The organism is Hymenobacter saemangeumensis, from assembly GCF_039541835.1.
GTDB classification, from domain to species: domain Bacteria; phylum Bacteroidota; class Bacteroidia; order Cytophagales; family Hymenobacteraceae; genus Hymenobacter; species Hymenobacter saemangeumensis.
Genome location: NZ_BAABGZ010000066.1, coordinates 1 through 24271 on the forward strand (window position 1 = coordinate 1; position 24271 = coordinate 24271).

The 24271-nt window shown below is 61.5% G+C and carries 24 protein-coding genes and 1 pseudogene; 8 read left to right on the top strand and 17 right to left on the bottom strand.

From position 1 onward, the window contains the following. A partial coding sequence (locus ABD919_RS15605; protein WP_345236964.1) for a T9SS type A sorting domain-containing protein occupies nucleotides 1-543 on the top strand: 543 nt, incomplete at its 5' end. A gap of 157 nt (nucleotides 544-700) precedes the next feature. On the opposite strand, the gene ABD919_RS15610 is transcribed toward ABD919_RS15605, so the two are convergent. From ABD919_RS15610 to ABD919_RS15640, 7 genes are all read right to left on the bottom strand, one after another. Continuing rightward, nucleotides 701-1327, bottom strand: coding sequence for a hypothetical protein (locus tag ABD919_RS15610; protein ID WP_345236965.1), 627 nt, complete (start codon nucleotides 1325-1327; stop codon nucleotides 701-703). Between the two features lie 128 nt (nucleotides 1328-1455). Then, the gene (locus tag ABD919_RS15615; protein ID WP_345236966.1) at nucleotides 1456-1719 is read right to left on the bottom strand and encodes a hypothetical protein; all 264 of its coding nucleotides are present in this window, start codon (nucleotides 1717-1719) and stop codon (nucleotides 1456-1458) included. Nucleotides 1720-2177: 458 nt separating this feature from the next. Continuing rightward, the gene (locus ABD919_RS15620) at nucleotides 2178-2876 is read right to left on the bottom strand and encodes an OmpH/Skp family outer membrane protein (protein WP_345236967.1); all 699 of its coding nucleotides are present in this window, start codon (nucleotides 2874-2876) and stop codon (nucleotides 2178-2180) included. Nucleotides 2877-2921: 45 nt separating this feature from the next. Beyond that, on the bottom strand, nucleotides 2922-3473 hold the full coding sequence (locus ABD919_RS15625) for a GNAT family N-acetyltransferase (RefSeq protein ID WP_345236968.1): 552 nt from the start codon (nucleotides 3471-3473) through the stop codon (nucleotides 2922-2924). 574 nt (nucleotides 3474-4047) lie between these two features. Continuing rightward, nucleotides 4048-5007, bottom strand: a complete 960-nt coding sequence (locus ABD919_RS15630) for a succinylglutamate desuccinylase/aspartoacylase family protein (protein WP_345236969.1) — start codon at nucleotides 5005-5007, stop codon at nucleotides 4048-4050. A 79-nt stretch (nucleotides 5008-5086) separates the two neighbouring features. Beyond that, nucleotides 5087-6034 (bottom strand): 30S ribosomal protein S6--L-glutamate ligase, encoded by a 948-nt coding sequence (gene rimK / locus ABD919_RS15635; protein WP_345236970.1) that lies wholly within the window; start codon nucleotides 6032-6034, stop codon nucleotides 5087-5089. A gap of 191 nt (nucleotides 6035-6225) precedes the next feature. After that, nucleotides 6226-6705 carry an ATP-dependent zinc protease family protein gene (locus tag ABD919_RS15640; RefSeq protein WP_345236971.1) on the bottom strand — a complete coding sequence of 160 codons (480 nt, stop codon included), beginning with the start codon at nucleotides 6703-6705 and terminating at the stop codon, nucleotides 6226-6228. A gap of 201 nt (nucleotides 6706-6906) precedes the next feature. Between ABD919_RS15640 and ABD919_RS15645 the strand changes: the two genes are divergently transcribed. Then, the gene (locus tag ABD919_RS15645; protein ID WP_345236972.1) at nucleotides 6907-8418 is read left to right on the top strand and encodes an ArnT family glycosyltransferase; all 1512 of its coding nucleotides are present in this window, start codon (nucleotides 6907-6909) and stop codon (nucleotides 8416-8418) included. A 74-nt stretch (nucleotides 8419-8492) separates the two neighbouring features. Here the strand turns inward: ABD919_RS15645 and ABD919_RS15650 are convergent, their stop codons facing one another. Continuing rightward, on the bottom strand, nucleotides 8493-9437 hold the full coding sequence (locus ABD919_RS15650; protein WP_345236973.1) for a glycosyltransferase family 2 protein: 945 nt from the start codon (nucleotides 9435-9437) through the stop codon (nucleotides 8493-8495). 173 nt (nucleotides 9438-9610) lie between these two features. Here ABD919_RS15650 and ABD919_RS15655 point away from each other — a divergent pair, with 173 nt between their 5' ends. Then, nucleotides 9611-10747, top strand: coding sequence for a glycosyltransferase family 87 protein (locus tag ABD919_RS15655; protein WP_345236974.1), 1137 nt, complete (start codon nucleotides 9611-9613; stop codon nucleotides 10745-10747). A 113-nt stretch (nucleotides 10748-10860) separates the two neighbouring features. Here the strand turns inward: ABD919_RS15655 and ABD919_RS15660 are convergent, their stop codons facing one another. Together ABD919_RS15660 and ABD919_RS15665 are read right to left on the bottom strand one after the other, a co-directional pair. Continuing rightward, nucleotides 10861-12000 (bottom strand): PQQ-dependent sugar dehydrogenase, encoded by a 1140-nt coding sequence (locus ABD919_RS15660; protein ID WP_345236975.1) that lies wholly within the window; start codon nucleotides 11998-12000, stop codon nucleotides 10861-10863. 44 nt (nucleotides 12001-12044) lie between these two features. Next, a complete protein-coding gene (locus tag ABD919_RS15665) occupies nucleotides 12045-12329 on the bottom strand; it encodes a 2TM domain-containing protein (protein ID WP_345236976.1) in 285 nt (94 codons plus the stop codon). A 321-nt stretch (nucleotides 12330-12650) separates the two neighbouring features. On the opposite strand from ABD919_RS15665, the gene ABD919_RS15670 reads away from it, so the two are divergent. Further along, complete coding sequence (locus ABD919_RS15670; RefSeq protein WP_345236977.1) at nucleotides 12651-13187, top strand: O-acetyl-ADP-ribose deacetylase; 537 nt, start codon at nucleotides 12651-12653, stop codon at nucleotides 13185-13187. Nucleotides 13188-13192: 5 nt separating this feature from the next. On the opposite strand, the gene ABD919_RS15675 is transcribed toward ABD919_RS15670, so the two are convergent. The 4 genes from ABD919_RS15675 to ABD919_RS15690 form a co-directional block, all read right to left on the bottom strand. Continuing rightward, the gene (locus tag ABD919_RS15675; protein WP_345236978.1) at nucleotides 13193-14074 is read right to left on the bottom strand and encodes a 4-hydroxy-3-methylbut-2-enyl diphosphate reductase; all 882 of its coding nucleotides are present in this window, start codon (nucleotides 14072-14074) and stop codon (nucleotides 13193-13195) included. 227 nt (nucleotides 14075-14301) lie between these two features. Then, the gene (gene cmk / locus ABD919_RS15680) at nucleotides 14302-14991 is read right to left on the bottom strand and encodes a (d)CMP kinase (protein WP_345236979.1); all 690 of its coding nucleotides are present in this window, start codon (nucleotides 14989-14991) and stop codon (nucleotides 14302-14304) included. Nucleotides 14992-15024: 33 nt separating this feature from the next. After that, nucleotides 15025-15426 (bottom strand): hypothetical protein, encoded by a 402-nt coding sequence (locus tag ABD919_RS15685; RefSeq protein WP_345236980.1) that lies wholly within the window; start codon nucleotides 15424-15426, stop codon nucleotides 15025-15027. Nucleotides 15427-15977: 551 nt separating this feature from the next. Beyond that, on the bottom strand, nucleotides 15978-16136 hold the full coding sequence (locus ABD919_RS15690) for a hypothetical protein (RefSeq protein ID WP_345236981.1): 159 nt from the start codon (nucleotides 16134-16136) through the stop codon (nucleotides 15978-15980). A gap of 86 nt (nucleotides 16137-16222) precedes the next feature. Here ABD919_RS15690 and ade point away from each other — a divergent pair, with 86 nt between their 5' ends. Together ade and ABD919_RS15700 are read left to right on the top strand one after the other, a co-directional pair. Further along, on the top strand, nucleotides 16223-17902 hold the full coding sequence (gene ade / locus ABD919_RS15695) for an adenine deaminase (protein WP_345236982.1): 1680 nt from the start codon (nucleotides 16223-16225) through the stop codon (nucleotides 17900-17902). Nucleotides 17903-18016: 114 nt separating this feature from the next. After that, nucleotides 18017-18577 (top strand): hypothetical protein, encoded by a 561-nt coding sequence (locus ABD919_RS15700; RefSeq protein ID WP_345236983.1) that lies wholly within the window; start codon nucleotides 18017-18019, stop codon nucleotides 18575-18577. Between the two features lie 86 nt (nucleotides 18578-18663). On the opposite strand, the gene ABD919_RS15705 is transcribed toward ABD919_RS15700, so the two are convergent. Both ABD919_RS15705 and ABD919_RS15710 read right to left on the bottom strand, forming a co-directional pair. After that, the gene (locus ABD919_RS15705) at nucleotides 18664-19080 is read right to left on the bottom strand and encodes a response regulator (protein WP_345236984.1); all 417 of its coding nucleotides are present in this window, start codon (nucleotides 19078-19080) and stop codon (nucleotides 18664-18666) included. Nucleotides 19081-19164: 84 nt separating this feature from the next. Then, nucleotides 19165-20139 (bottom strand): annotated as a pseudogene (locus tag ABD919_RS15710) (PLP-dependent cysteine synthase family protein); the annotation flags it as partial. A gap of 267 nt (nucleotides 20140-20406) precedes the next feature. Between ABD919_RS15710 and sucD the strand changes: the two are divergent. Both sucD and ABD919_RS15720 read left to right on the top strand, forming a co-directional pair. Then, complete coding sequence (gene sucD / locus ABD919_RS15715; RefSeq protein ID WP_345236985.1) at nucleotides 20407-21285, top strand: succinate--CoA ligase subunit alpha; 879 nt, start codon at nucleotides 20407-20409, stop codon at nucleotides 21283-21285. A 769-nt stretch (nucleotides 21286-22054) separates the two neighbouring features. Further along, nucleotides 22055-23071, top strand: a complete 1017-nt coding sequence (locus ABD919_RS15720) for a T9SS type A sorting domain-containing protein (RefSeq protein ID WP_345236986.1) — start codon at nucleotides 22055-22057, stop codon at nucleotides 23069-23071. Nucleotides 23072-23137: 66 nt separating this feature from the next. Here the strand turns inward: ABD919_RS15720 and ABD919_RS15725 are convergent, their stop codons facing one another. Further along, nucleotides 23138-23776: a hypothetical protein gene (locus ABD919_RS15725; protein WP_345236987.1), complete on the bottom strand. Its 639-nt coding sequence runs from the start codon at nucleotides 23774-23776 to the stop codon at nucleotides 23138-23140. Between the last annotated feature and the right edge of the window lie 495 nt (nucleotides 23777-24271).

The window sequence follows — 24271 nt, forward strand, 5'->3', positions numbered from 1 at the left end:
AACGAAAGCCTCTCCATCAACGCCCTGCCCGACCTGGCCTCCTGCCCCGTTATTCCCCTCGGGGTGCGCGTCAGTGTTAGCGGCCCCCACACGCTGGTGCTCACCGGTCTGCAGGATGTGCCCGCCGGCACGCAGGTATGGCTCGAAGACCGGGTGCTCAACACGCGCCAGAACCTGGCCACCGCCGGCACCTACGCCTTCCGGATGGACGCGCGCTACACCGGCCCGCGCTTCTTCCTGCAGCTGCTGGCCCCGGCGGCCCCGCTGGCCACCACCACTGCCCAGCTCGAGGCCCGCACCGCCCTCTACCCCAACCCCAGCCAGGGGAAGGTGCAGCTGGAGCTCAGCGGGCTGAAGGCCCAGGGCAGCGTCAAGGTCGACGTGGTTAATACCCTGGGCCAGGTGGTGCTCAACGCCACCGCACCGGTGCGCCAGGGCGCAGTGGCCGAAACCCTGGACCTGCGCCTGCTGCCCACCGGCATCTACTCCGTGCGCATCCACGCCCAGGAAGGCACCGTCGTCAAGCGACTCGTGAAGGAATAACCCCTTTCACCAACCCACGAAAAAGCCCCGTCAGACTCTGACGGGGCTTTTTTTGTGCTGCCAAAAGCTCACTTTAGAACAGGCTTAAAGAACATGCTGCGTCTTCTGCGCCAACTTCAGCGCCCTCTGCGGGCACCGGCCCCAGGGCTCGTCAGGGCTACTTCTTCTTGCCTGGCTTAGCCACTACATCTTTCTCAGCGGCCGCTACCACTACCGTAGTATTGGGCGGCAGCGTAATCTCGCGGGCGGTTTTAAACTCAAACTGCTCGTTGGCCTGCTCGTCGATGCGGCGCTGCATGATGCGCAGGCGGCGGCCATCTACACTCATCACGGCCATGTCGGAGCCGGTACCGGAGTTGGGCTCGTAGCTGCGGAAGCCCGCCAGCATGCCTTGGGGAAAGTTGGCCAGCTTGGCCTTTTTCTCGTCCACGATATCGGGCTTGCCCACCACGCGGCCCATGTCGATGTCCTGGTCTTTGTCGCCGTCCAGCAGAATATGGACGCTGGTTTTGAGCACGCCCGGGTTTTCCTCGTCCTTGCTGGGCTTGAATTGAAACGACATTTTCATGGTCTGCGCCGGGGCCGCGGGAGCTTCCCGCAGGGTAGGTGCGCCGGAGTTAGCCGGCGCGGTAGCTACGCCGTCGGCCGGTGCGGCGGCACTATCGGCAGCGGGCTGTTCGGTGGCCGGCGCATCGGCGGTAGCCTGTCCCGACTCAGATGTCGACGTGCCGCAGCCACTGAGCAGCACTACGGCCCCCAGCAGGGCCAGCGAACTAGATTTCATAAAAAGGTAGCGTGAAAGCATAGGTGAATGGATTAGACCGTAAGATTAAGCATAAAAGCCGTGGTATCATACACAAACAAAGCCCGGCAGCAGCGCTACCGGGCTTTGAATCCACGGAAAAGGCCGGCTTACCAACGGCCGCGCCGCCCTCCCCGGTAGCCATAGTAAACGGGCCGGGGCCGGCAGTACGGGGCGGGCACCACTACCACGCGGGGCGGCGGGGCATAATACACCACCGGCGGCGGGCAAACCGGACGCGGCGGTGCTACATAATACCCCCGCGGCGGGCCGTAATAACCCCGCGGTGGCCCATAGTAGCCCCGTCCCTGGGCCATTGCCGCACTGCTCAGCAACAGCAGCCCCAATACCAGCATCAACAACTTACTCTTCATGGCAAAACGCCCCGTAGAGCGCTGATTAAGAGTGAAACCATTCATTACCACCCTTAGACGCAGCTACTCCCGGGCGGGTTTATACCTGGCCCGAAGTGGCTTGCGAGAACGATGTAGAGACGCAACATTTTGCGTCTCCGGGGCTGCGCCGTCAGAACGTTCTTATATCGTCGTTCAACGACGAGACGCAAAATGTTGCGTCTCTACATTCGTCCTGGTGCATTTCGCCCTCCACTCCGTGATAATTATAATTATATGTTATTGATTATATATTATTTAAAACCAGAGCATCACACCAAAATAGAACGTCATGCTGAGCTTGTCGAAGCATCTCTACCACAAGAGCAAACCCAATCAAAAAGGATTACTGCTGCGGGCAAGATGCTTCGTCTCTGCTTGATGCGCAGAATGCTCAGCATGACGTTCTTCTGTCGTGCGCTTCGACAACGCGCTGCTGCCTACTTCTTCCGGTACTCGCTGTTCAAATAGCTCAGCACCGGCGCGGTGATGTCGAGGTCTTTGCGGCCGTAGGCGATGGTGCCGCTGGGCGCCGCAATGAGGATGAACTTGTAGCCACGGGCCTTGCCGTAGGCTTCCACCTGCTTGTTGATGCGGGTGAGGATGGTGGAAGTCAGCTTGGCTTCTTCTTCCTGGGCCTGGGCCTGCAGGCCAGCCAGCTGCTGCCGAATCTGCTGCTCCTGCTGGCCGAGCTTCTCTTCGGTAGCACCGCGCTGCTCGGCCGTCATGCCGCCGGCCGACTTCTGGTACGACTCCACCGCCGAGCGGAAGCCCGACTGAATGGACTGGCTTTGCTTTTCCCAGCCCCGGGCTTTGCCCTCAAAGGCGCGCTTGGCGTCTTTCATGCCCTGGTAGCCATCGAGCAGCTTGCCCGACTCCACGTAGGCAATTTTCTCGCCGGCCGCCTCGGCCGCCGCTACATTGGCTACCGTGGGCGTGGCCGAAGCTGTGTCCGCCGTCTCGGCTACGGCGGGCTCCTCAGCAACCGTAGCAGCCGCAGAATCGGCCGCTACTGCCGTCGGGGCGGGTTTGGCTGCCACCGCCGCGGAACGGCCGGGCTGGCTGAAGTGAAGGAAATACAAAACAGCTACTGCTATCAGCAGCACGGCATTGATAGCCAGTTGCACGGGGTTTTTCATTGGTATTCTAAATGAGGAAAGCGCAAAAGTACACCCGGCACCGCGCTACTGCCTAGCGTGCCACTCCCGGCCCAGCAGGGCATACTGGTACTCGTCGCACCACTCGCCCTTAAACCAGCCATTTTGCTGAAAGTGTCCTTCGCGGCGCATGCCCACGCTTTCCAGCAGCCGCACCGAGGCGTGGTTGCGCGTATCGGTGAGGGCCAGCACCCGGTGCAGCTGCAGCGTCTCGAGGCAGTAGCGCAGCAGGCCCCGCAGGGCTTCCCGCGCCAGGCCCTGCCCCTGCCACTGCGGCGCCAGCGTAATGCCCACCTCGCCCTGGCGCGGGTCCTGTCCGTTCAGGTGCAGGGCGCAGTCGCCCAGCAGCTCGTTGTCGCTGGCGCGGGCAATGGCCAGCTGCACCCAGCTGCCCGGAGCCGGCGGAATACTCTTCCGGGCATTTTCGGCCACGAAAGCAGCCGCCTCCTGCAAAGTGTAGGCGTCGAAGCCCTGGTAGCGGGCTACTTCTGGCAGGGCCCGGTAGGCGGCAAAGGCAGGCACGTCGGCCGGAGTCAGGGAGCGCAGCAGCACCCGCCCCGCCGGATAGTGGAATAGCATAAGCCAAAGCTACAATGAAGATTGAACGACCCACTTTCCTTCTTAGCAAGCAGCTCCCAAGTCGGCGTACCGGCGTCGTTCTACTGTCCGCCTCACCCCCCGCCCCCAAAAAATGCTTAATTCGCATTTCCGAAAGGGAGAGGGGGAGCCGGGCTAGAATACCCCTACACCAACTTGGGATGCGCTTTAGCAAGCAGGAGGCGTCAGGGTGTTAGGCTCTTGCCCCGGGAGGAGTCACACCTCAATCATGAGAAAAACTGGCAGTGGTGTAACGCATGCTGGTGCCACGAATTCCGCGCAGCGGTTTGTGGCACTACTACTGGCTCGAAACGACCGGTCTACAGCGAATTTCAGGTACATGTATGGGTCAATCTTGAGCCTCGAGTCTCCCCCTCTCCTTTTCGGAAATGCGAATCAAGCATTTTTTGGGGGCCGGGGGGTGAGGTGACCACGAGAACGAGACCCTACAGCATCCACAGAACTGCACTTAGTCCGTTCTATAAGATAGTGGTGCCACGACCAAAAAGCCCTGGCACCACGGGGTAGACCGCCACCAAAAAATTCTCCCCTTTCCCTACTCCGGCACGGCCACGTGCAGCAGGGCGTCGCCCTGGTTTACCACGGGCATGTGATTGAGCCCGATTACGTAGCCCGTCACCGTCGACTCCAGGCGCACGGCCTGCTGCCCGTAGGGGTCGGCAATGGAGCCATAAATCTGGCCCTTTTCGATGAACTGTCCGTTTTCGACGTGGGCCCGGAACAGGCCGGCCCAACGGGCCCGCAGCCAGGTGTGGCGGCGGCACACAATGCTGGGCCGCTGCGGCGCGGGCGCCGCCGGCCCCATGCCCAGGTGTTGCAGCACCCGCAGCGTGCCCGCCACGGCCTCTTCAATGCCGGGCTCGTCGAGGCGCAGGCTTTCGCCGGTTTCGAACACAATCAGGCGCTTGCCCAGCTTGTGAGCGGCCTCCCGCAGCGAGCCCGGCCGCAAGGCGGCGTGCAGAATAAACGGCGCGCCGAATGCTCCGGCCAGGGCATCAATGGCACTGTCTACCCCCAGCAGGCAGCGCACCTGGGGGAAGTTGGCACGGGCCGCCCCGCCGGTGTGGAAATCGATGCCGTAGTCAATCAGCGGCATGATTTCGCGCATGAAGCGGTGGGCTACCCGTCCGGCCAGCGAGCCCCGGGGAAAGCCCGGGAAGGAGCGGTTCACGTCCTTGCCGTCGGGCACGTCGCGGCTGAAGTTCAGAAAGCCGTAGATGTTAAGGATGGGAATGGCGATGATGCTGCCCCGCAGCGGCTGCAGCAGCTCGCGCCGGATAAGGCGGCGGATGGTTTCAATGCCGTTCACCTCGTCGCCGTGCATGCCTCCCATCAGCAGCACCGTGGGGCCGGGCACGGCCGAGCGCAGCACGTGCACCGGCACGTCAATCACCGTGCCCGAGGGCAGCTTGGAAATCACCAGCCGCGTCAGCACCCGCTCGCCGGGCTGAATGGTCAGGCCGTTTAAATGCATGGCGGAGGCGGCGGCAGGCATGAGCTACAACATGAAAAGAAACGACGAAATCCTCTGATTTTCGAGAGGAGGAGGTGCTGAATTGACTGCTGAGCCGGCCTTATTGGCCGCTGACGATGTCGGACTGCGCGTCCACGGCGGGCTCAGTTTTTTTGATGGGCTTGGCCTTCTTCTTGGTAGCCAGGTCCGTGGTGTATTCGATGATGCGCCCGGCAATATCCAGCTGCGTGGCTTTCTCTATACCTTCGAGGCCAGGCGAGGAGTTTACTTCCAGCACCAGCGGGCCGCGCTTGCTTTGCAGCATGTCGACGCCGGCAATGCCCAGGCCCAGGGCTTTGGTGGCGAGCAGGGCCGCGGCTTTCTCGGCCCGGTTGAGCTTCACCAGGGTGCCCACGCCGCCGCGGTGCAGGTTGGAGCGGAACTCGCCTTCCTTGCCCTGCCGCTTCATGGCGCCCACCACCTCCCCGTCTACTACGAAAGCCCGCAGGTCGGCACCCTTGCTTTCGGCGATAAACTCCTGCACGATGATGCGGGCCTTGAGGTTGTGAAACGCCTCAATCACCGACTGGGCTGCTTTTTCCGACTCGGCCAGCACCACGCCCAGGCCCTGGGTGCCTTCCAGCAGCTTAATGATAACCGGGGCGCCGCCTACCTGCTTTACCATGGCGGGCACGTCGGACGAGTAGTTGGTGAAGGCCGTTTTGGGCATGCCCACGCCGGCCCGGCTCAGAATCTGCATCGAGCGCAGCTTGTCGCGGCTGCGCACAATGGCCTGACTTTCCACGGCGGTGCGCACCTTCATCATCTCAAACTGCCGCACCACGGCCGTGCCGTAGAACGTTACCGAAGCTCCGATGCGGGGAATAATGGCATCTATGCCTTCAATGCGCTGCCCCTGGTATATGATGCCGGGCTTGCCCTTCTCCAGTACCAGGTTGCACTGCAGGTGGTCAATCACAACGGCCTCGTGTCCCTGCTGAATAGCAGCGTCTACCAGACGCTGGGTGGAGTAGGATTTCGGCTCACGCGAGAGAATGGCCAGTTTCATTGGAAAAGGAGGCGGTGATGGGGGTGATGACGTGGTGAAGTAAAAGGTGAGCAGCAAGAAATGGAGGGTAGCAGGGGCAGATGGCTGGCGGCTGGTTTAACCACAGCATTTGTTCCTCTTCTATTGCCTCATCACCTCATCACCCCATTACCTCATCACAAAATTTAACAGCAAGCTACGGTCAAAACTGTTTAGCCACGGCTGCGGCGGGCAGCAGCGCGGGCCAGGGCTTTGTGGGAAAGGTTGCGCCGGGACACGTCGACCACGAACCTACCCTGACGCAACAGGCTGCGCCCCAGCAATACGGGGTATTTCATATCGGAGCGGTCGGAAAGCGAGAACTCGGCTTCAAAATCTTCGCCGTAAAGCCGCACCCGCGCCCGGATAACGTACCGCTCCTGCACTTCCCCGTTGGAGGAGCGAATGTCGCGCAGGTTGAATTCGGCAAATGCCAGGGGCTTGCCGTCGGCCCCTTCGTGGCCGGGGTCGAGCAGGCGCACCAGCAGCCTAGGCCGTCCTTGCCGGGTTTCGATGTGAATGTCGGTGCAGTGAATGGCGCTGGTATAAGCCCCAGTATCCACTTTTGCCTCAATGCCGTGCAAGTCGAATTCCGGAAAGTCTACCAGCTCACGGCGGCCCAGCAGGCGGTTGTACGAACGAACGGGGGACATGCAGCGAGGAAAAAATAAGGCGGAAGCCGGGCCGACAAGTTAAGCAAATGTAAATGACTGCTGTTCCGCAGAGGCTGCCGGAGCAGGGGTTTTTGTTGCTGGTTGCTGGTTGCTGGTTTCTCGCTGTCGTTCTGACAAGCAATCAGAAACCAGCAACCACTACCCCACTACCTTTGCCGGCCCATTGTACGCTTTTCTTGCATGAAGTTTTTAGAAATCTTGGCTGCTGACCGGCTTCCCCGCTGGTTCTGGCCCCTGCTGCTGGGCCTGAACCTGGCGATGCACCTGCCCTTTTTCCAGCTTCCGCCCACGAGCGTGCATACCTGGCGGCAGTGCAACACCATGGCCGTGGCCCGCAACCTGTACGAGGAGGGCATGAACCCGCTTAAGCCGCGGGTAGACCGACGCAAGGACACCGATGGGGTCACGGGCATGCAGTTTCCCTCCTACGAGTGGGTGGTGGCCGGCAGCTACCGCGTGCTGGGGTTCAACGAAACCTGGCCCCGGGTAATCAGCTGGCTGATGATGGCGGCCGGTCTGGTTGCCTTCTACGCCCTGGTGCGCCGCATCAGCGGCTCGGCGCTGCTGGGTGCCCTTGGAGCCTGGGGACTAAGCTGGAGCCCCGAAATCTACTTCCACGGCATCAACGCCCTGCCCGACATTCTGGCCCTGACGGCCTCCACGGCGGGCTTGTGGTGGTTTGTGCGCTGGCGCGATACCCGCCAGCCCCTGCTCCTGTTCCTGAGCCTGCTGGGCGTAACCCTGGGTGGCCTCACCAAGCTGCAGTTCCTGGTGGTGGGCTTTCCCATTGCCGTGTTTGTTGTGCGCGACATCCTGCAGCGCCGGCTTTCCCTGGCGGCGCTGGGCCTGCTGCTGGGCTATGCCCTGGTGGCGGTGGGCCTGCCGCTGGCCTGGTACGCCTACGCCTTGAAGCTCATCGAAAGCTCCGGCCTGAACGACTTTGGCCTGGAGCTGCGCCCGGCGTCCGACTTTATTACCGGCCTGAACATCTTTAAGCGCAACCTGCTGTCCGACTGGCCGGAGCTGCTGCTGGGCTACGGCATGGTGGTGCTGCTGCTTGTGGGTTTGTGGCGCCTGCTACGCCGCCCGCCCCTGCGGCACGAGTGGTTTTTGCCCGGGCTGGCCTGGAGCCTGGCCCTGGCGGCCTACTACTTCATTGAGCTTCGACAGATGGAAGGGCATACCTACTACCAGCTGCCCCTGCTGCCGCCGCTGCTGCTGCTGGGCGTGTGGGGCGCGGCCTGGCTGCGCCGCTACCCGCGCGGGCGGGTGCTGCTGCTGGTAGCCCTGGTGTCGTTGCCGCTTTGGGCTTTTCTGCGGGTGAACGTGGGCCGCTGGATGAAGCCGCTAACGGAACCCATTGAGCTGACGGACCCCGCAAACCGCCTGGCCCTGGAAACGGCCACCCCGCCCGAGGCCTTGTGCGTGGTGGGGCCCGACATCTCGGGCTGCAAGTACTTTTATTTTCTGCACAAAAAGGGCTTCGGCTTCGACTGGCCCAGCCAGCTGGTGGAATCCTCTTCCAATGGCAAGCTTTACGTAGCCGACTGCATCGACCGGGGCGCCCGCTACCTCTACACCAACGACTCCACCACCATCAACGACGTGCGCCTCCGGCCCTACCTCGACCGGCAAGTGCGGCGGGTGGGCAGCTTCCAGGTGTGGGCGCTGCGCCCGGCCCCGGCCAACTAGCGGAGCTGACGACGTAGCCACCCCTGCCCGCCGGGCCAGGCAGCGTGCCGGCCAGAGCAGCATGACATGCTACACTACGCGGCAGCTGCGCCCGGCTGCTGCACGTTGGTATCGGCCACCAGGTAGAGGGGGCGCTGCCGCACGTTGGCCGAAAGGCGGGCGATGTACTCGCCGATAATGCCCACGGCGATGAGCTGCACCCCGCCCAGAAACAGGATGCTTATCATCAGCGAGGCCCAGCCCGGCTGGTAGTCGTGCGTGACGAAGCGCGAGTACAGCGTATAAAGCATGACCAGAAAGGCCACGGCCGACACCACGAACCCGCTGATGGTGGCCGCTTTCAGGGGCGCGTCCGAAAACGCCGTGATGCCGTCCAGGGCCAGGCGAATCATCTTGCGGTAGGTGTAGCCGGTTTCGCCGCCGGCCCGCTCGGCCCGGTCGTACTCCACGTAAGTCTGCCGGTAGCCAATCCACGAAATCTGCCCCCGCAGGAACTTGTTCTGCTCGGGCATCTGCTTGAGCCCTTCCACCACCTTGCGGGAAATGATGCGGAAGTCGCCGGTATCAACCGGAATGGAGATGTTGGTGATGCTGGCCAGGATGCGGTAGAACAGGCGGGCCGTCATTTTCTTGGCCGCGCTTTCGCCCTGCCGGGAGCGGCGCTTGGCGTATACCACCTCAAAGCCCTCCTTCATTTTCGCGTACAGCAGCGGAATCAGCTCGGGCGGGTCCTGCAGGTCGGCGTCGATGATGACCACGGCCGCCCCGCGGGTGGCATCCAGGCCGGCCGTGACGGCAATCTGGTGGCCGAAGTTGCGGCTCAGGTCGATGTAGCGCACCCGCTCGTCGCGGGCCGCCAAACTCAGCAGCAGCGGCAGCGACTGGTCGCGGGAGCCGTCGTTGACGAACACCAGCTCGCAGCGCAGGCGCATGGGCTCCAGCACGCGCAGCAGCCGCTCGTACAGGGCCACGATGTTGGCTTCTTCATTGTAGATGGGAACGACGACGGATAAATCCACGGGCAGCGGGCAGGTAAGTAGGCCGCAATCAATAGGACTTCGGCCAGGCAAAAATAGGGCTGCCCGTCTAACCCCGGCAGTGCCCCCTGTATCTTTGGCGCTTCAACCCTTCTGAATTGAATATGCCAGTGCTGCCTGCGCGCTTCTCCTCGTTTCTACTGCGGCCCCGCACTATGGGCATACTTTACGCGCTGCTCACGGTGCTCATCTCGGCGCAGCACTTCCTGAAAGGGCCGGACTCCTACAACAACTACTACATCTTCGTCAAGCCCTTCTTCAACCTGCTGGCGGAGAAAAACCTCTACCTCGAATACCCCGAACAGTACCAGGACACCTACAAGTACAGCCCCACCTTTGCCCTGTTTATGGGCCCGCTGGCAGTGCTGCCCGACTGGCTGGGCCTGTTTCTCTGGAATGCGGTGAATACGGCCGTGTTCTACTTCGCCAGCCTGCGCCTGTTTCCGGCCGCGCCGCGCCGGCAGGCGCTGTTTCTGGTGCTGGTGCTCATCGATTCCCTTACCGCGCTGCACAACGCCCAGGCCAACTGCCTGCTGGCCGGCCTGATGGTGTGGACCTACATTCACCTGGAAAACCGGCGGGCCGCCTGGGCGGGCCTGTGCCTGGCCCTGGCCGCGTTCATCAAGGTGTACGGCGTGGGCGTGGGGCTGCTGTTCCTGTTTTACCCGGGCTTCTGGCGCAACGCGCTGTGGGCGGCTTTCTGGCTGCTGGTGCTGGCCCTGGCCCCGCTGCTGGTGCTTTCGTGGCCGGCCTTCCTCATGATTTACCAAGGCTGGTACGACATTGTGCGTGCTTCGGCTACCGGCATTCAGCTGTCGCTGCTGGGCGTACTGCAGAGCTGGTTCGGTTTCCCGCTGCAGTACAAGGGCCTGGTGCAGGCGCTGGGGCTGGCCGTGCTGGTGTTGCCGGCCCTCTACCGGCGGGCCTGGGCCGAGGCCGACTTCCGCCGTATCTACCTGGCCTCCATCCTCATCTTCGTGGTTATCTTCAACCAGATGGCCGAGTCCCCCACCTTCATCATCGCTGTAACGGGCTTTATGCTGTGGTTTATGGATTACCGCCACACCACCCCCCTGGCCTGGCCCCTGTTCGGGCTGGTGCTGGTGTTCACCACCCTCTCGGCTACCGACCTCACGCCCCACAGCATTCGGGAAGCCTACTTTGATGTGTACAAGCTGAAAGCCGTGCCCATGATTCTGGCCTGGCTTGTTATTCAAAGTCAGCTGCTTACCTACCTGCAGCGGGGCCATACCTACCGCAGCCCCCAGGCCCGCCTGCAGGAGCAAGCGTAGAAAGCCGGCATTGCAGGTTCTGTTTTTAGTTAAAAGTTAAAGGGAAGAGTTAAAAGGCAGAACGTCCTTTTAACTCTTCCCTTTAACTTTTAACCGAACTACTGGCCACAGTCCTAGCCCGCGTACCAGATGCGGAACACGGCGTCGCCCTGGTCGTCGCTCACCAGCAGGCTGCCATCCGGCAGCACCAGCAGGGCCACGGGGCGGCCCCAGCTTTGCTGGCCTACCAGCCAGCCCTCGGCAAACGGCTCATAGCTCAGGGCCTGCTTGCCGGTAGGGTCCAGCTTCACCAGCGAGATGCGGTAGCCGCTTTTGCTGCTGCGGTTCCAGGAGCCGTGCTCGGGAATCAGTATCTGGTTGCGGTACTTGGCCGGAAACTGCTTGCCGGTGTAAAACTTCATGCCCAGCCCGGCTACGTGGGCGCCCAGCTTGCGGGCCGGCTTCTGGTAGCTAGCGGCCGACTTGCCCTTGCTGAAGTCCGGGTCGGGCACGTCGCCGGCAAAGAAGTGGGGAAAGCCGAAGTGCAGGCCGGCCCGCGGCGCCCGGTTCAGCTCGTCGGCCGGCAGGTCGTCGCCCATCTGGTCGCGGCCGTTGTCGGTAAACCACATTTCCTTGGTCACGGGGTGCCAGTCGAAGCCCACGGTGTTGCGCACACCCTTGGCGAAGTTCTCGAAGCCGCTGCCGTCGGGCTTCAGCCGGTTGATGGTGCCGTAGATGGGCTTCTTGGGCAGGCAGGAGTTGCAGGGCGCGCCTACCGGCACGTAGAGCAGGCCATCGGGCCCGAAGGCGATGTAGCGCCAGCCGTGCCACTCATCATCGGGCAGCTTGTTGTACACCACCACGGGCTTGGGCGGGTTCTTTAGCTTGGCCGCGATGTTGTCGTAGCGCAGAATGCGGTTGATTTCGGCTACGTACAGGCTGCCGGCGCGCACAGCCACACCGTTGGGGTTGTTCAGGCCGCTGGCCAGGGTTATCACCTCGTCGGCCTTGCCGTCGCGGTTGCGGTCGGGCAGGGCGTACACCTTGCCTTGCTCCTTGGAGCCCACGTACACGGTACCATCGGGCCCCAGGGCCAGCTCGCGGGCGCCCCCCACGTTCTGGGCATAGTAGGCGATGCGAAAGCCGGCGGGCAGCTTGATGTTGTTGAGGTTGGCCTGGGCGGGAGCCGGGCTGGGAGCCGGCGGCGCAGCCAGCGCGGCGGCAATGGCCAGGGCGGGCAGGCCCAGCCCGGCCAGAAAGTGCTGAGGTTTCATGTCTTCTCAAACCCCAACGTGGGGCCTAAGGTTGCGCTGTAGCCCTAGCTCTGCCGCGTCAGGCGCTCGTACTCCCGCTCGGCCATGCCTTTACGGTCCCACCCGCCATATACCCGCACCGCCTGCGACAGCACGCCAATGCCCCAGAAAAAGGTAGACCATACCGGCCAGGGCAGGCCCTGGTCACGGCCCCGGGTGGTAACTGCCCAAATCAGCCACAGCAGCCCGTTTACGCTGAGGTAGGTGAAGAGGTGAGACTTAAACGCGGCGCGGGATTTGGCCTGGCGCCACAGCTCGGGGTCGCGGGTGGGAGCAGTATTCGTTTCCATAGATGCTGGTCTTTTTAGGTGTTTGGTGCCCCAAAGGACCAACCTTGCGGCGGCCTGCTCCAAGCCGACTTTACTCAACCGGTAACTTTCCCGGCTGAACTGCATAAAAGGGCTTCCGAACCGTTTTCCACCTTTGATGACTGACGATTCATACCTTTCACGAACTAGTATGCGAACGAGGTAGAGACGCAACATTTTGCGTCTCCGGGACCGCGCCATTTGCACGTTGTGCTATCAACGTTTAACCGGCATCGTTCAACGACGAGACGCAAAATGTTGCGTCTCTACAGCTGCTAACTAATTTTCGTAATCGAATTCGCGATGAGTATACAGACCCGCATTCAGCTCGTGCAGGGCGACATCACCGTTCAGCGGGTGTCGGCCATTGTGAACGCGGCCAACTCCGACTTGCTCGGCGGGGGCGGCGTCGACGGCGCCATTCACCACGCCGGCGGCCCGGCCATCCTGGCAGAGTGCCGCCTGATTCGAAGCAGCCCCGACTACCGCGCCGGACTACCCACGGGCCAGGCCGTTATTACCACCGCCGGGAACCTGCCAGCGGAGTACGTCATCCACACCGTAGGGCCCATCTGGTACGGCGGTTACGCGGGCGAAGCCGGGCTACTGGCCAGCTGCTACCGCAGCAGCCTGCATCTGGCCGCCGAGCATAAGCTGGAAAGCGTAGCCTTTCCCGGCATCAGCACGGGCATTTTCGACTATCCCAAGCCGGAAGCCGCGGCCATTGCCGTGCGCGAGGTGCGCGCGTTTCTGGCCGTAAACGAGTATCCCCGGACGGTCATCTTCGTCACTTTCGACGACGAAAGCCAGCGGCTATACCAGCAGGAGCTGGGGGCTTAGCCAGCTTACACCAGCTCGCTTACGCCCTCAATGCGCTCGGCTACCTGGCGCATCAGCCACAGCGGGGTACTGGTAGCGCCGCAGATGCCCACGGTGCTGGCGCCCACAAACCAAGCGTCTTCTACTTCGGTTTCGTTCTCCACGAAGTAGCTGCGCGGGTTGTGCTGCTGCACCACGCTGAACAGGGCCTTGCCGTTGGAGCTCTTGCGCCCGCTCACGAACACGATGACGTCGTGCTCGGTGGCAAACCGGCTCAGGGCCGGCTCGCGGTTGCTTACCTGCCGGCAGATGCTGTCGTTGGCATCGAATGACTCCAGGGCCCCGCCGGCGGCCTGAATCCGGGCCTCCATCAGGGCCTTCATCTTGTAGAATCCGGCCGTGCTCTTGGTGGTCTGGCTGAACAAGGTCACGGGCCGGCTGAAGTCAATCTGGTCGAGGTCGGCCTCGTTCATCACAATGATGGCGCGGTTACCGGTCTGCCCCGTCAGGCCCGCCACCTCGGCGTGGCCGGGCTGCCCGTAAATCACAATCTGCCCATCCTGGCGCTGCGAGGCGTCGAAGGCATGCTTTACGCGGTTCTGCAGCTTCAGCACCACCGGGCAGGAGGCGTCAATCAGCTCCAAGTTGTTTTGCAAGGCCAGCTGGTAGGTTTCCGGCGGCTCGCCGTGGGCCCGAATCAGCACCTTGCAGTCGTGCAGAGTGGCCAGCTGCTCCCGGTCGATGATGCGCAGGCCCTGCTGGTGCAGGCGCTCCACTTCCATGCTGTTGTGCACAATGTCGCCGAGGCAGTAGAGCGTGGGCTCGTGCGCCAGCTCATCCTCGGCCATCTGAATGGCAAACTCTACGCCGAAGCAGTAGCCGGAATTCTTATCAATCGTGACCTGCATAGAAGGGGGGAATACCAAGACCGCAAAGGTACGAACGGCAGTAACGCGGAATTCCATTCCGCGCCGGATTTACCTCTGCTCCCATCTATAACAAAGCAGCCCCCGCTTTTCATTCCGCCACTGCCCGTAACGCGGAATTTCATTCCGCGCGGTGCCCATCTTTTCACCATTTGGGCGCTGGTGCGCGTCGTTCTGGTGTGCGGAATGAAATTCCGCGTTACTCCTTTCTAGCCCAGTGGCGCAAACAGCGCGGCCGACACGCGCTCGAGCACAAAGTCTACCTGCTCGTCGATGGTGATGTGCGTGGTGTCGAGCAGCACGGCGTCGGGGGCGCGGCGCAGCGGGCTTTCGGCCCGGGTCGAATCGAGGTAGTCGCGCTTGCGCAGGTTTTCCACGATGTCGTCGAGCCCCACAATCTCGCCTTTGCTGGCCAGCTCCTCCTGGCGGCGGCGGGCCCGCACCTCCACTTCGGCCGTCATGAACACCTTTACCTCGGCGTCGGGAAATACGGTGGTGCCGATGTCGCGGCCGTCCATCACCACGCCGCGCTTGCGGCCCATGCGCTGCTGCTGGGCCACCATGGCGTGGCGCACCATGGGTATCACCGACACCTCGCTGACGAGGTTGGAGATGCGCATCTGCCGGATGTCGTCTTCCCGAATGGTGCCGTTGAGGCAAACCTCATTGCGCCCGGTGCGCCGGTTGCGGCGGAAGGTGATGTGCAATTCGTGCAGGGCCCGCTCCACCCCGGCCAGGTCGTGGAAGGCAATGTTCTGCTCCAGCAGGTAAAGCGTGACGGCCCGGTACATGGCCCCGGTGTCGACGTAAGCGTAGTGCAGCTCGGCCGCTACGGCCTTGGCCGTGGTGCTTTTGCCGCAGGAGGAGTAACCATCAATGGCGATGACGAGCTGTTTCATAAACGAAGCGGTACGGCCATTGGCCCCGCAAGATTACGAAATCCAACTCTTACGAGCCACAGGGGGAGCCGCCAGCCGCCGGGGCACCGAGGCAAAAAATGCCGCTACGGATGCGCTTTCCCCCTCATTCAGTTGGGTATTCACCAAATAAAAGGGGTTAAAAAAAAATCTGTTGGCCAGGCCAATTCCGGTGCTGCCGTCCTTGCCTGTGGCCCATTCGCCGCGGTACACCTGCACCAGGCACTGGCCCAGAAAGCAGCCCAGGGCCATTACCACGCCCTCGCGCTCGGCCGGAGCCAGCTTGCCGCGCTGGGCTTCAATAAAGTTGGCCAGGTGGGCCACGCCTTCGGCATCGAAAGCCTGAATATTCAGCTGCTGGCGTACCTGTTCGGCGGCGTTCAGCACCGCGTCAAGTGGGTTTGGTATATCCGACATTACTTATGACTTACTGTGTTTTACGTAATATGCAATGAGTCTCACTATGTTCTCGTTCGTGTAGTCTGCCGTTTGCAGGCTTTGCACTTTGCTTTTGAGTTCGGGAGGACTCACTAATATCTTCTCCAAGAGTCTACGGGTGCTTTTAGTTTCGGGGATAAGCGTTTGCAATTCGGAGGCCCCAGGAGGTATGAATAACAAGAGCGTCATTATTCTCTCCTCGTAGCGGGCGTTGTTTTTATCCATTAGAGCCCCGGTAGCCGTTCCCCCGTCCCCTCCCACCACTCCATACCTCAGGCCCATACTCAGGCGCTGCAATACCGTTTGGGTGTTCGAGGAGTTGTGCACCTCAATGGGTCCCTGCAGGCCGTAAAGCCACAGCCCAGCAGTGCGGTGCACATCCAGATTCGCCAGAGCCGCAGATGACTTAAATAATGACTCATTCGCGCAAAATACCACTTAATACCCGTCAGGACCAGGCTATGCTTTTCTGCTTTGGCGCTTGTGCCAGCTGGTTTTCTTTTGCCGGGCGGTGTTCCTGATACAGGTAATTAGTGCGAGTCGCAGGGGCAGGGAACATTGCCCCCGGCGCTGCGCCGCTTGTACATCTTGGTTTTCTTCTGCAGCGAGCTGCGCTGCGCACAGCCTTCCACCGCCAGCAGGCTGAACAGCAGCGAAAGCAGCAGCAAAGCGGAAATAATCTTTTTCACCGGCTACGGTTTTTTGTCAAATATAAGGTTCTTTGTCGGGCTGATACCGGTACAAGGCCGGTCTTTCCACCCCAGCCTTAGCGCTTATGCCCACCGAATTTTCTTTGACCGCCAACGTCGTCGACCTGTTTGCCCGTTCCATCCGCCCGGCAGTTTTGCGCGTAGCCGACGGCCGCATCCAGGCCATTGAGCCCACCGGGGCCGCGGCGGCCGACCCGGCCCTGCCCTACGCCCTGCCTGGCTTCGTAGATGCCCACGTACACGTAGAAAGCTCCCTGCTGGTGCCCAGCGAGTTTGCCCGCCTGGCCGTGGCCCACGGCACGGTAGCCACCGTGTCGGACCCGCACGAAATCGGCAACGTGCTGGGTGTGGCGGGCGTGGAGTTCATGCTGGAAAACGCCAGCCACTCCCCTTTCAAGTTCTGCTTTGGCGCGCCCAGCTGCGTGCCAGCCACGCCCTTTGAAACGGCCGGGGCCGAAATCACGGCTGCCGACATCGAGCGCCTGTTTCAGAACCCCAAAATCGGCTACCTGGCCGAGATGATGAACTGGCCCGGTGTGCTGGGCCGCGACGCCGGCGTGATGGAGAAAATTGCCCTGGCTCAGCAGGCCGGCCGCCCCGTGGACGGGCACGCCCCCGGCCTGCGCGGCGCCGACGCCGCCCGCTACGCCAGCGCCGGCATCAGCACCGACCACGAGTGCTTCACCGCCGACGAAGCCCGCGACAAGCTGGCCGTGGGCATGAAAATCCTGGTGCGGGAAGGCTCGGCCGCCCGCAACTTCGACGCCCTCATCGAGCTGCTGCCCGAACACTACGCCAACATGATGTTCTGCTCCGACGACAAGCACCCCGACACCCTGGTGCTGGGCCACATCAACCAGCTGGTGCAGCGGGCCGTGGCCTTGGGCATGGACGTGTTCAGCGTGCTGCAGGTGGCCTGCCTGAACCCCGTGCTGCACTACAAGCTGCCCGTGGGCCTGCTGCGCGCAGGCGACCCGGCCGACTTTATCATAGTTGCCGACCTTCAGGACTTCCCCATTCAGCAAACCTACCTCAACGGCGAGCTGGTGGCCAAAAGCGGGCAGTCGCTGCTGCCCGCCGCGCCCATCCGCGTGGTCAACAATTTCCACGCCGAGCCCTTTAAAGCTCAGGATTTTGCTTTAACAACCAACCCGCAACCAGCAGCCAGCAACGAGCAACCAGCAACCACCCTGCGCGTGATTGAGTGCTTCGACGGGCAGCTCATCACCGCCCGGCTCGACCTGCCCGCTACGGTGAAAAATGGCCTGGTGGTGCCGGATGTGGCCCAGGACGTGCTCAAGCTGGCCGTGGTGAACCGCTACCAGCCGCAGGTGGCGCCGGCCGTGGCGTTTATTCGGGGCTTTGGCCTGCAGCACGGCGCGCTGGCCAGCAGCGTGGGCCACGACTCCCACAACATCACCGCCGTGGGCTGCGACGACGAAAGCATTGCCCGGGCCGTGAACCTGGTGATTGAAGCCAAAGGCGGCCTGGCAGCCGTGGGCGCCGACGGCCGGGAAATGCTGCTGCCCCTGCCCGTAGCCGGCCTGATGTCGGACCAAGAAGGCCAAACCGTGGCGGCTACCTACGCGGCCATCGATGCGCTATCCAAGGAAATGGGCTCGCCGCTGGGCGCCCCGTTCATGACGCTCTCGTTTATGGCGCTGCTAGTGATTCCCAGCCTCAAGCTTAGCGACAAAGGCTTGTTCGACGGCGAGGCTTTCCGGTTTGTGGAGGCCCTGGGGTAGTAGCCGGCTGCCTGAGCTGTGGAGCCGGGCAGGCAATTTTTGGCACTGTTCTGCGTAGTAGAAGCCCAAACAGTCCGGTTTGGCTCCGGCTTTCCCGCTTATCTACTCGTTATTATGTTCTTTCTTCTGCCTTCTAAGCCTGGCTTTTTGTTCATCACGCATGGGGCCCATTGCCTGCGCCGCCTGGCTGCCTTGCTGCTGCTTGTGTTAGCAGCTGCCCTGGCTTTGCCGGCCTCGGCGCAGAAGTACCGCACCGCCGCCGGCCTGCGCAGCGACGGCGTCAACTACGGCCTTACCGTGCAGCAAGTATTTCTGCCCAAGGCCACCCTGGAAGGCCTGGCCATGATTGCGCCCCGCGAGCGCAGCCTGACCGTGCTGGCCGAGCGGCACTTCGGTATTCTGGGGCCCAGCCTAAACTACTACTTCGGCGCCGGCGCCCACGTGGGCAACCACAAGGACGACGGTGCCTTCTGGGGTATAGACGGCATTGTGGGAGCGGAGTACAAAATTGCCTTCATCCCCGTCGTGCTGTCCCTGGACTTCAAGCCCACGTTCGAGTTCGGCTCGGCCGACTGGAACCGCTTCCCAACGGGCTTCTCGGTGCGCTACATCATTGTAAAGCAGAAGAAGCCCGGCATTTTCGACATCTTTAAGAAAAAGGGCAAGGACGACTAGCCACCCCCTGCCGGCAACCCACGAAAAAGCCCCGAACCTGCTCAGGCTCGGGGCTTTTTAAGTAAAGCTGTCCGCGGGTTGTCGTACTACTGAAACCGCTTTTCCAGCAGCTTCTGCATTTTCTCTTCCGTCAGCGGCTTGGTGAGGTACTCTACGTTGGGGTACTGCGCCACGCGGGCCGTGTCGGCGCTGTGCATGGAGGTGGTGAGCACGGCCATTACGGTTTTGTCCTGCACGTCTTTGGGCAGGGAGCTGTAGAGCTGCAGGAACTCGAAGCCCGAGACGCCGGGCATCTTCAGGTCTACAAACACCAGGTCGGGCGTGGGCATGGCCTCCGAGCTGCCGCCGCTTTGTCCGCCCCAGATGCGCTCAAAGGCTTCGTCGGCGCGGGAGAAGGTGCTCACGTGCTCGGCTACCCCGAGGCGGCCCAGCAGGCGGTTGTTGAGGAAGCTGGTCGTCTCGTTGTCGTCCACCAGCACAATGTGATTAAGGCTTGCTGACATTGTACGGTAGGTTAGGTGAGCGTTTCTGCGAAGATACAAAACAACCGGCAGGCCGGCAAAAGTTTACGGCGGCGCACCGGCTTAGAGCCAGCCCTGCTCGCGCATCCAGTCGTCGTTGTAGATTTTACCGAGGTAGCGGGTGCCGTGGTCGGGCAGCACAATCACCATGGTGTCGTCCTCCTTAAGATGCTCACGGGCATACTCCAAGGCCCCGTGTACGGCCGAGCCGCAGCTCCAGCCCACGAACAGGCCTTCCTCCTTGGCCAGGCGGCGCGTCATAAGGGCTGCGTCCTGGTCGGTTACTTTAATAAAAAGGTCAATCAGGTCGAAGTCGACGTTTTTAGGAAGAATGTCCTCGCCGATGCCTTCGGTTTTGTAGGGGTAGATTTCGTTTTCGTCGAACACCCCGGTTTCCTTGTACTTCTTGAATACCGAGCCATAGGTGTCGAGGCCGATGGACACGATGGCCGGGTTCTGCTCTTTCAGGTACTTGGCCGTGCCGCAGATGGTGCCGCCGGTGCCCACGCCGCAGGCATAGTGCGTGATTTTGCCTTCGGTCTGCTGCCAGAGCTCCGGGCCGGTGCCTTCGTAGTGGGCCGCAGTGTTCGACATGTTGTCGTACTGGTTGGGGTGGTAGGAGTTGGGCGTTTCGCGGGTGAGGCGGGCGGCCACGGAGTAGTACGAGCGGGGGTCGTCGGGGGCCACGTCGACGGGGCACACCACTACTTCGGCCCCTACGGCGCGCAGGATGTCCTGCTTTTCCTTGCTCTGCTTGTCGCTCATCACGAACACGCACTTGTAGCCTTTGGCGATGGCGGCCAGGGCCAGGCCCATGCCCGTGTTGCCGCTGGTGCCCTCGATGATGGTGCCGCCGGGCTTGAGCAGGCCGGCTTTCTCGGCATCCTCAATCATGCGCACGGCCATGCGGTCTTTCACCGAGTTGCCGGGGTTGAAATACTCCACTTTGGCCAGTACCGTGCCTTTGATGCCGTCGGTGACTTTGTTGAGCTTAACGAGGGGAGTATGGCCGATGGCCTCGATGATGTGATTGAAGTACATTGAAAAAAGTTGGGTGGGAATTCACGTCGGGTGATGCTACAAAGGTAAGCATGCCGGGGCGGAGGGAGTTCCCTTTCCTTCGGAAGAGGAGTCCGGCAAGGGACGGTAGCCGGTAAACAGGCAGCAGCCGACAAGGTCCCCCGGAATGCCTGGGCAACATCGCAGCCCGGCCGCCTTGCCACAGCCTCAAAAAGCCCTACTTTTGCAGCAGCGCAGCCCGGCCGGGCCGCCACTCCCACCCATCAATCTTCTCTAAAACACCCAAGAATGAGCGTTCTGGTTAATAAAAACTCCAAGGTCATTGTGCAGGGCTTCACGGGCTCCGAAGGTTCGTTCCACGCCCAGCAGATGATGGACTACGGCACCAACGTGGTAGGCGGCGTGACGCCGGGCAAAGGCGGCACCGAGCACCTGGGCCGTCCCGTATTCAACACCGTGGCCGAAGCCGTGGAGAAAGCCGGCGCTGACACCAGCATCATCTTCGTGCCCCCGGCTTTTGCCGCCGACGCCATCATGGAAGCCGCCGACGCCGGCATCAAGGTGATTATCACCATCACCGAAGGCATTCCCACCAAGGACATGATTGCCGTGAAGCACTACCTCAAGGACCGCGAGGGTGTGACCATGATTGGCCCGAACTGCCCCGGCGTGATGACGGCCGGCGAGTGCAAGGTGGGCATCATGCCCGGCTTTATCTTCTCCAAGGGCCGCGTGGGCATCGTGTCCAAGTCGGGCACGCTGACTTACGAAGCGGTTGACCAGCTCACCAAGGCCGGCCTGGGCCAGACCACGGCCATCGGCATCGGCGGCGACCCCATCATCGGCACCACCACCAAGCAGGCCGTGGAGCTGCTCATGAACGACCCCGAAACCGAGGGCATCGTGATGATTGGCGAAATCGGCGGCGGCATGGAAGCCGAAGCTGCCCGCTGGATTAAGGAAACCGGCAACAAGAAGCCCGTGGTAGGCTTCATTGCCGGCCAGACGGCCCCTCCCGGCCGCCGCATGGGCCACGCCGGTGCCATCGTAGGCGGTGCCGACGACACGGCCGCCGCCAAGATGGCCATCATGCGCGAGTGCGGCATCCACGTAGTGGACTCGCCCGCCGAGATTGGCGACACCATGCTGCGTGTGCTGGGCAAGTAATTGCCTTCCGAAACAACTTAGTAGAAAAGCTCCAGCCGTCGAGGCTGGAGCTTTTTTATTGTACTTTGGCCTCGTATAATTGACAACGCGTCTACCCAGCCCTATGAAACCAATAGCTAGTTATTATTTCTTGCTGCTCACTTTTTTGTGCACCAGTTGGGCTGCCCAGGCCCAAGCTACGCTTACAGCAAACCCGACCACTCTTAGCGGGTTTACTACCGCCGTGGGCACTCCTTCTGCCGAGCAGGCGGTAACAGTGAACGGAGCCGGGCTTACTGGAAATGTGACCGTAACCGCATCCAGCGGGTTTGAAGTTTCCTGGACAGTAGGTGCCAACTTTAGCTCTTCGATAACCCTGACGCAAGCCGGCGGGGTTTTCAACAATGTGCCGCTTTACGTGCGGCTGACCGGGGCGGTACTCGGCCCAATAAGCGGGGTTGCTACTATAGCCAGCCCTGGAGCTGCTTCTCAAACCATCAGCTTATCCGGTACGGTTACGGCTGCTCCGACCCCGAATCCGCAATGTACCACAACGGGGATTTCTCCAACCTCGGGCCTGGGCGGCAACAGAATTCTGGTAAATTTTTACGGCAGAGACTATGTGCCTGGGGTACGAGTTCAATTTTTAAACGGTACTCAGGACTACGTCGCAACCTTCATTTCAGTGAACCAGGTGTCTGTCTGGGTGGACTTGCCTTCTGTTTCGTCGCCGGTCACTACCTATTTCAGCATCGGTAACCCTCAGCCAGGGGGCGGAGGCTCTGGCGGAATGAGGTTTTTCACCATTAACCCCGGTCCGCCCACCATTACCCGGTTTACGCCGACGAGCGGGCCGGTTGGCACCACCGTCACTATCAATGGGACTAATCTGGCTCCTGGCAGTTTTGGCTCTACCGTTTTTTTTAACGGTACCCAAGCGGCGCCTTATCCCCGGACGCCTTCTCCTACAGAAGTTAATGCGGTGGTGCCAGTTGGGGCTACTACCGGCCTTATTACCCTGACCAATCCTAATGGCGCAGCCGTAAGCGCCATCCCGTTTACGGTGACGGCTTCGCCCCCGCCTTTTTTCGAAGATTTTGAAACCGGCACCAAAACAGGGTATGCCCCCGCTTCGGTGCAGCTGCAAAGCGGGGGCTGGACGTTTGGCGAAGCTTTGATAGGTACCACCGCCAATGCCGACAAGTTCAATGGCGCTAAGTCGGCGCGGCTGCGCGGGGGCGGCTACATCGAAATGGACAGCGACAAGCCCAACGGTGCTGGGGTAGTTACCGTCAGCGCCGCCAGCTATGCCACGGAAAGCGGCGCCTCCTTTGTCCCGGAAATCTCTACGGATGGGGGCGTCACCTACACCAGCCTGCTGGGTACCAGCTCACCTCCTACCCTGACCAGTACCCTTACGCAGTATTCCTTCACGGCCAACCGTACCGGCAACGTGCGCCTGCGCTTCAGCAGCACCAACACGGCCCCGGCCACCAATCCGCGCATCAACCTCGACGATATTGGAATCACCGACTACCGCCTGGGCTCGGGCACTCAGGCCGGGCAGGTAATGCCCCAGCTGCAGGCCTACCCCAACCCGGCCCGGCAGCAGGTGCAGCTCAGCGGCACGGGTACCAGCCCCACACAAGTGTCGCTCGCCGACCTGCTGGGGCGCGAAGTGATGCCCTCGCTCCTTCTGCCAGCAAGTCAGCTACTCTCCTTGCCTGCCGCTTTGCCCGCGGGCACCTACCTGCTGCGGGTGCGCAACGCCAAGGGACAGCGCACACTGCGCATTGTGAAGGAGTAGATGCCTTCCCGAAAACAAGAAAGCCCAGGCAATGCGTTGCCTGGGCTTTCTTGTTGCCATTGAAAACTAGAATCCCTCTGCTCCCTCCCACAAATTAATCACCAGCCCTACCTGAAACACGGAGTTGGCCGCTTTCAGGTACTCGTTGCGCTTGAAGCCGAGAATCTGCCCGCTGATGAGCTGCAGCTGCACGGGGCCCACCAGCTTGGTGCGGGTGAAGGTGATGGGCTCGAAGAAGACGTTGCTTTCGCCGGGCGCCAGCTGCCCGTTGATGCGGAAGTTGTTCAGCTCCATGTAGCTCAGGCGCAGGGCGGCGCCGTAGGTGAGCGGGAAGTCGTGGCCCAGCAGGTGAAGGGTCTTCTGCTTTTTGCGGGCGTAGTTGACCTGGGCGAAGTACTTGCGCAGGCTGCCGTCGAGGGTGCGGGTGGTGAGCTGCTCGTCGTTGCGCTCGATGCGGCTGGTGTGGCCGCCCCCGGCCCCGAGGTATACTTCCAGCACGCGCTTGTCGGGCAGGCGGGTGAAGTGGCCCAGGCTGAGCTCGGCGAAGTCGATGTCTTCGGTGTTGTTGCCTTTGCGGCGGTGCAGGGAGGAAAACGTGCCGGCCGCGGCCAGCTTATCAGTAAAGGCGTAGGCACCCTGCAGGGCGAAGTTGGTGTGCTGATTGGTGCTGATGGCGCCGTAGAACTCGCCCTTGTGCGTGAGCATGGGCGCGTGCGGCGGCGGCGGGAAATACAACGACGCGCAGCTGCTGAGACCCAGCAGCAGAACAAACAATAAAGAGCGCAACAGCAATAACATAAAGGGGCGGGCAAAACGCGGCAACGAAATAAACGCCTGTTACGGGAATTTCGCGCACAAGCCCAGCGTCGGCCCTGAAATGCGCCCGTTCGTTCCAGGAAAACAGGGCCGCCTTATTCTGGGATTGAGCCCCAGCATCTGCCCGGCATAAGCGGCAGGGATGCCCTTTGGTGCCCTGAGCGCAAATTTCGGGTGGGTGAGCTGAGTTAAAAGTCAAAAATCTTTTAGCCTGATTTATAACTCCTTCCAAGAGCATGTCTGAAAATTTAAAAGAACGTCATGCTGAGCGAAGCCGAAGCATCTTGCCCGCGGCAGTAATCCTTTTGATTGGTTTACTCTCGTGGTAGAGATGCTTCGACTCCGCTCAGCATGACGCCCCCATTTGTTTTCGGATAGGCGCTT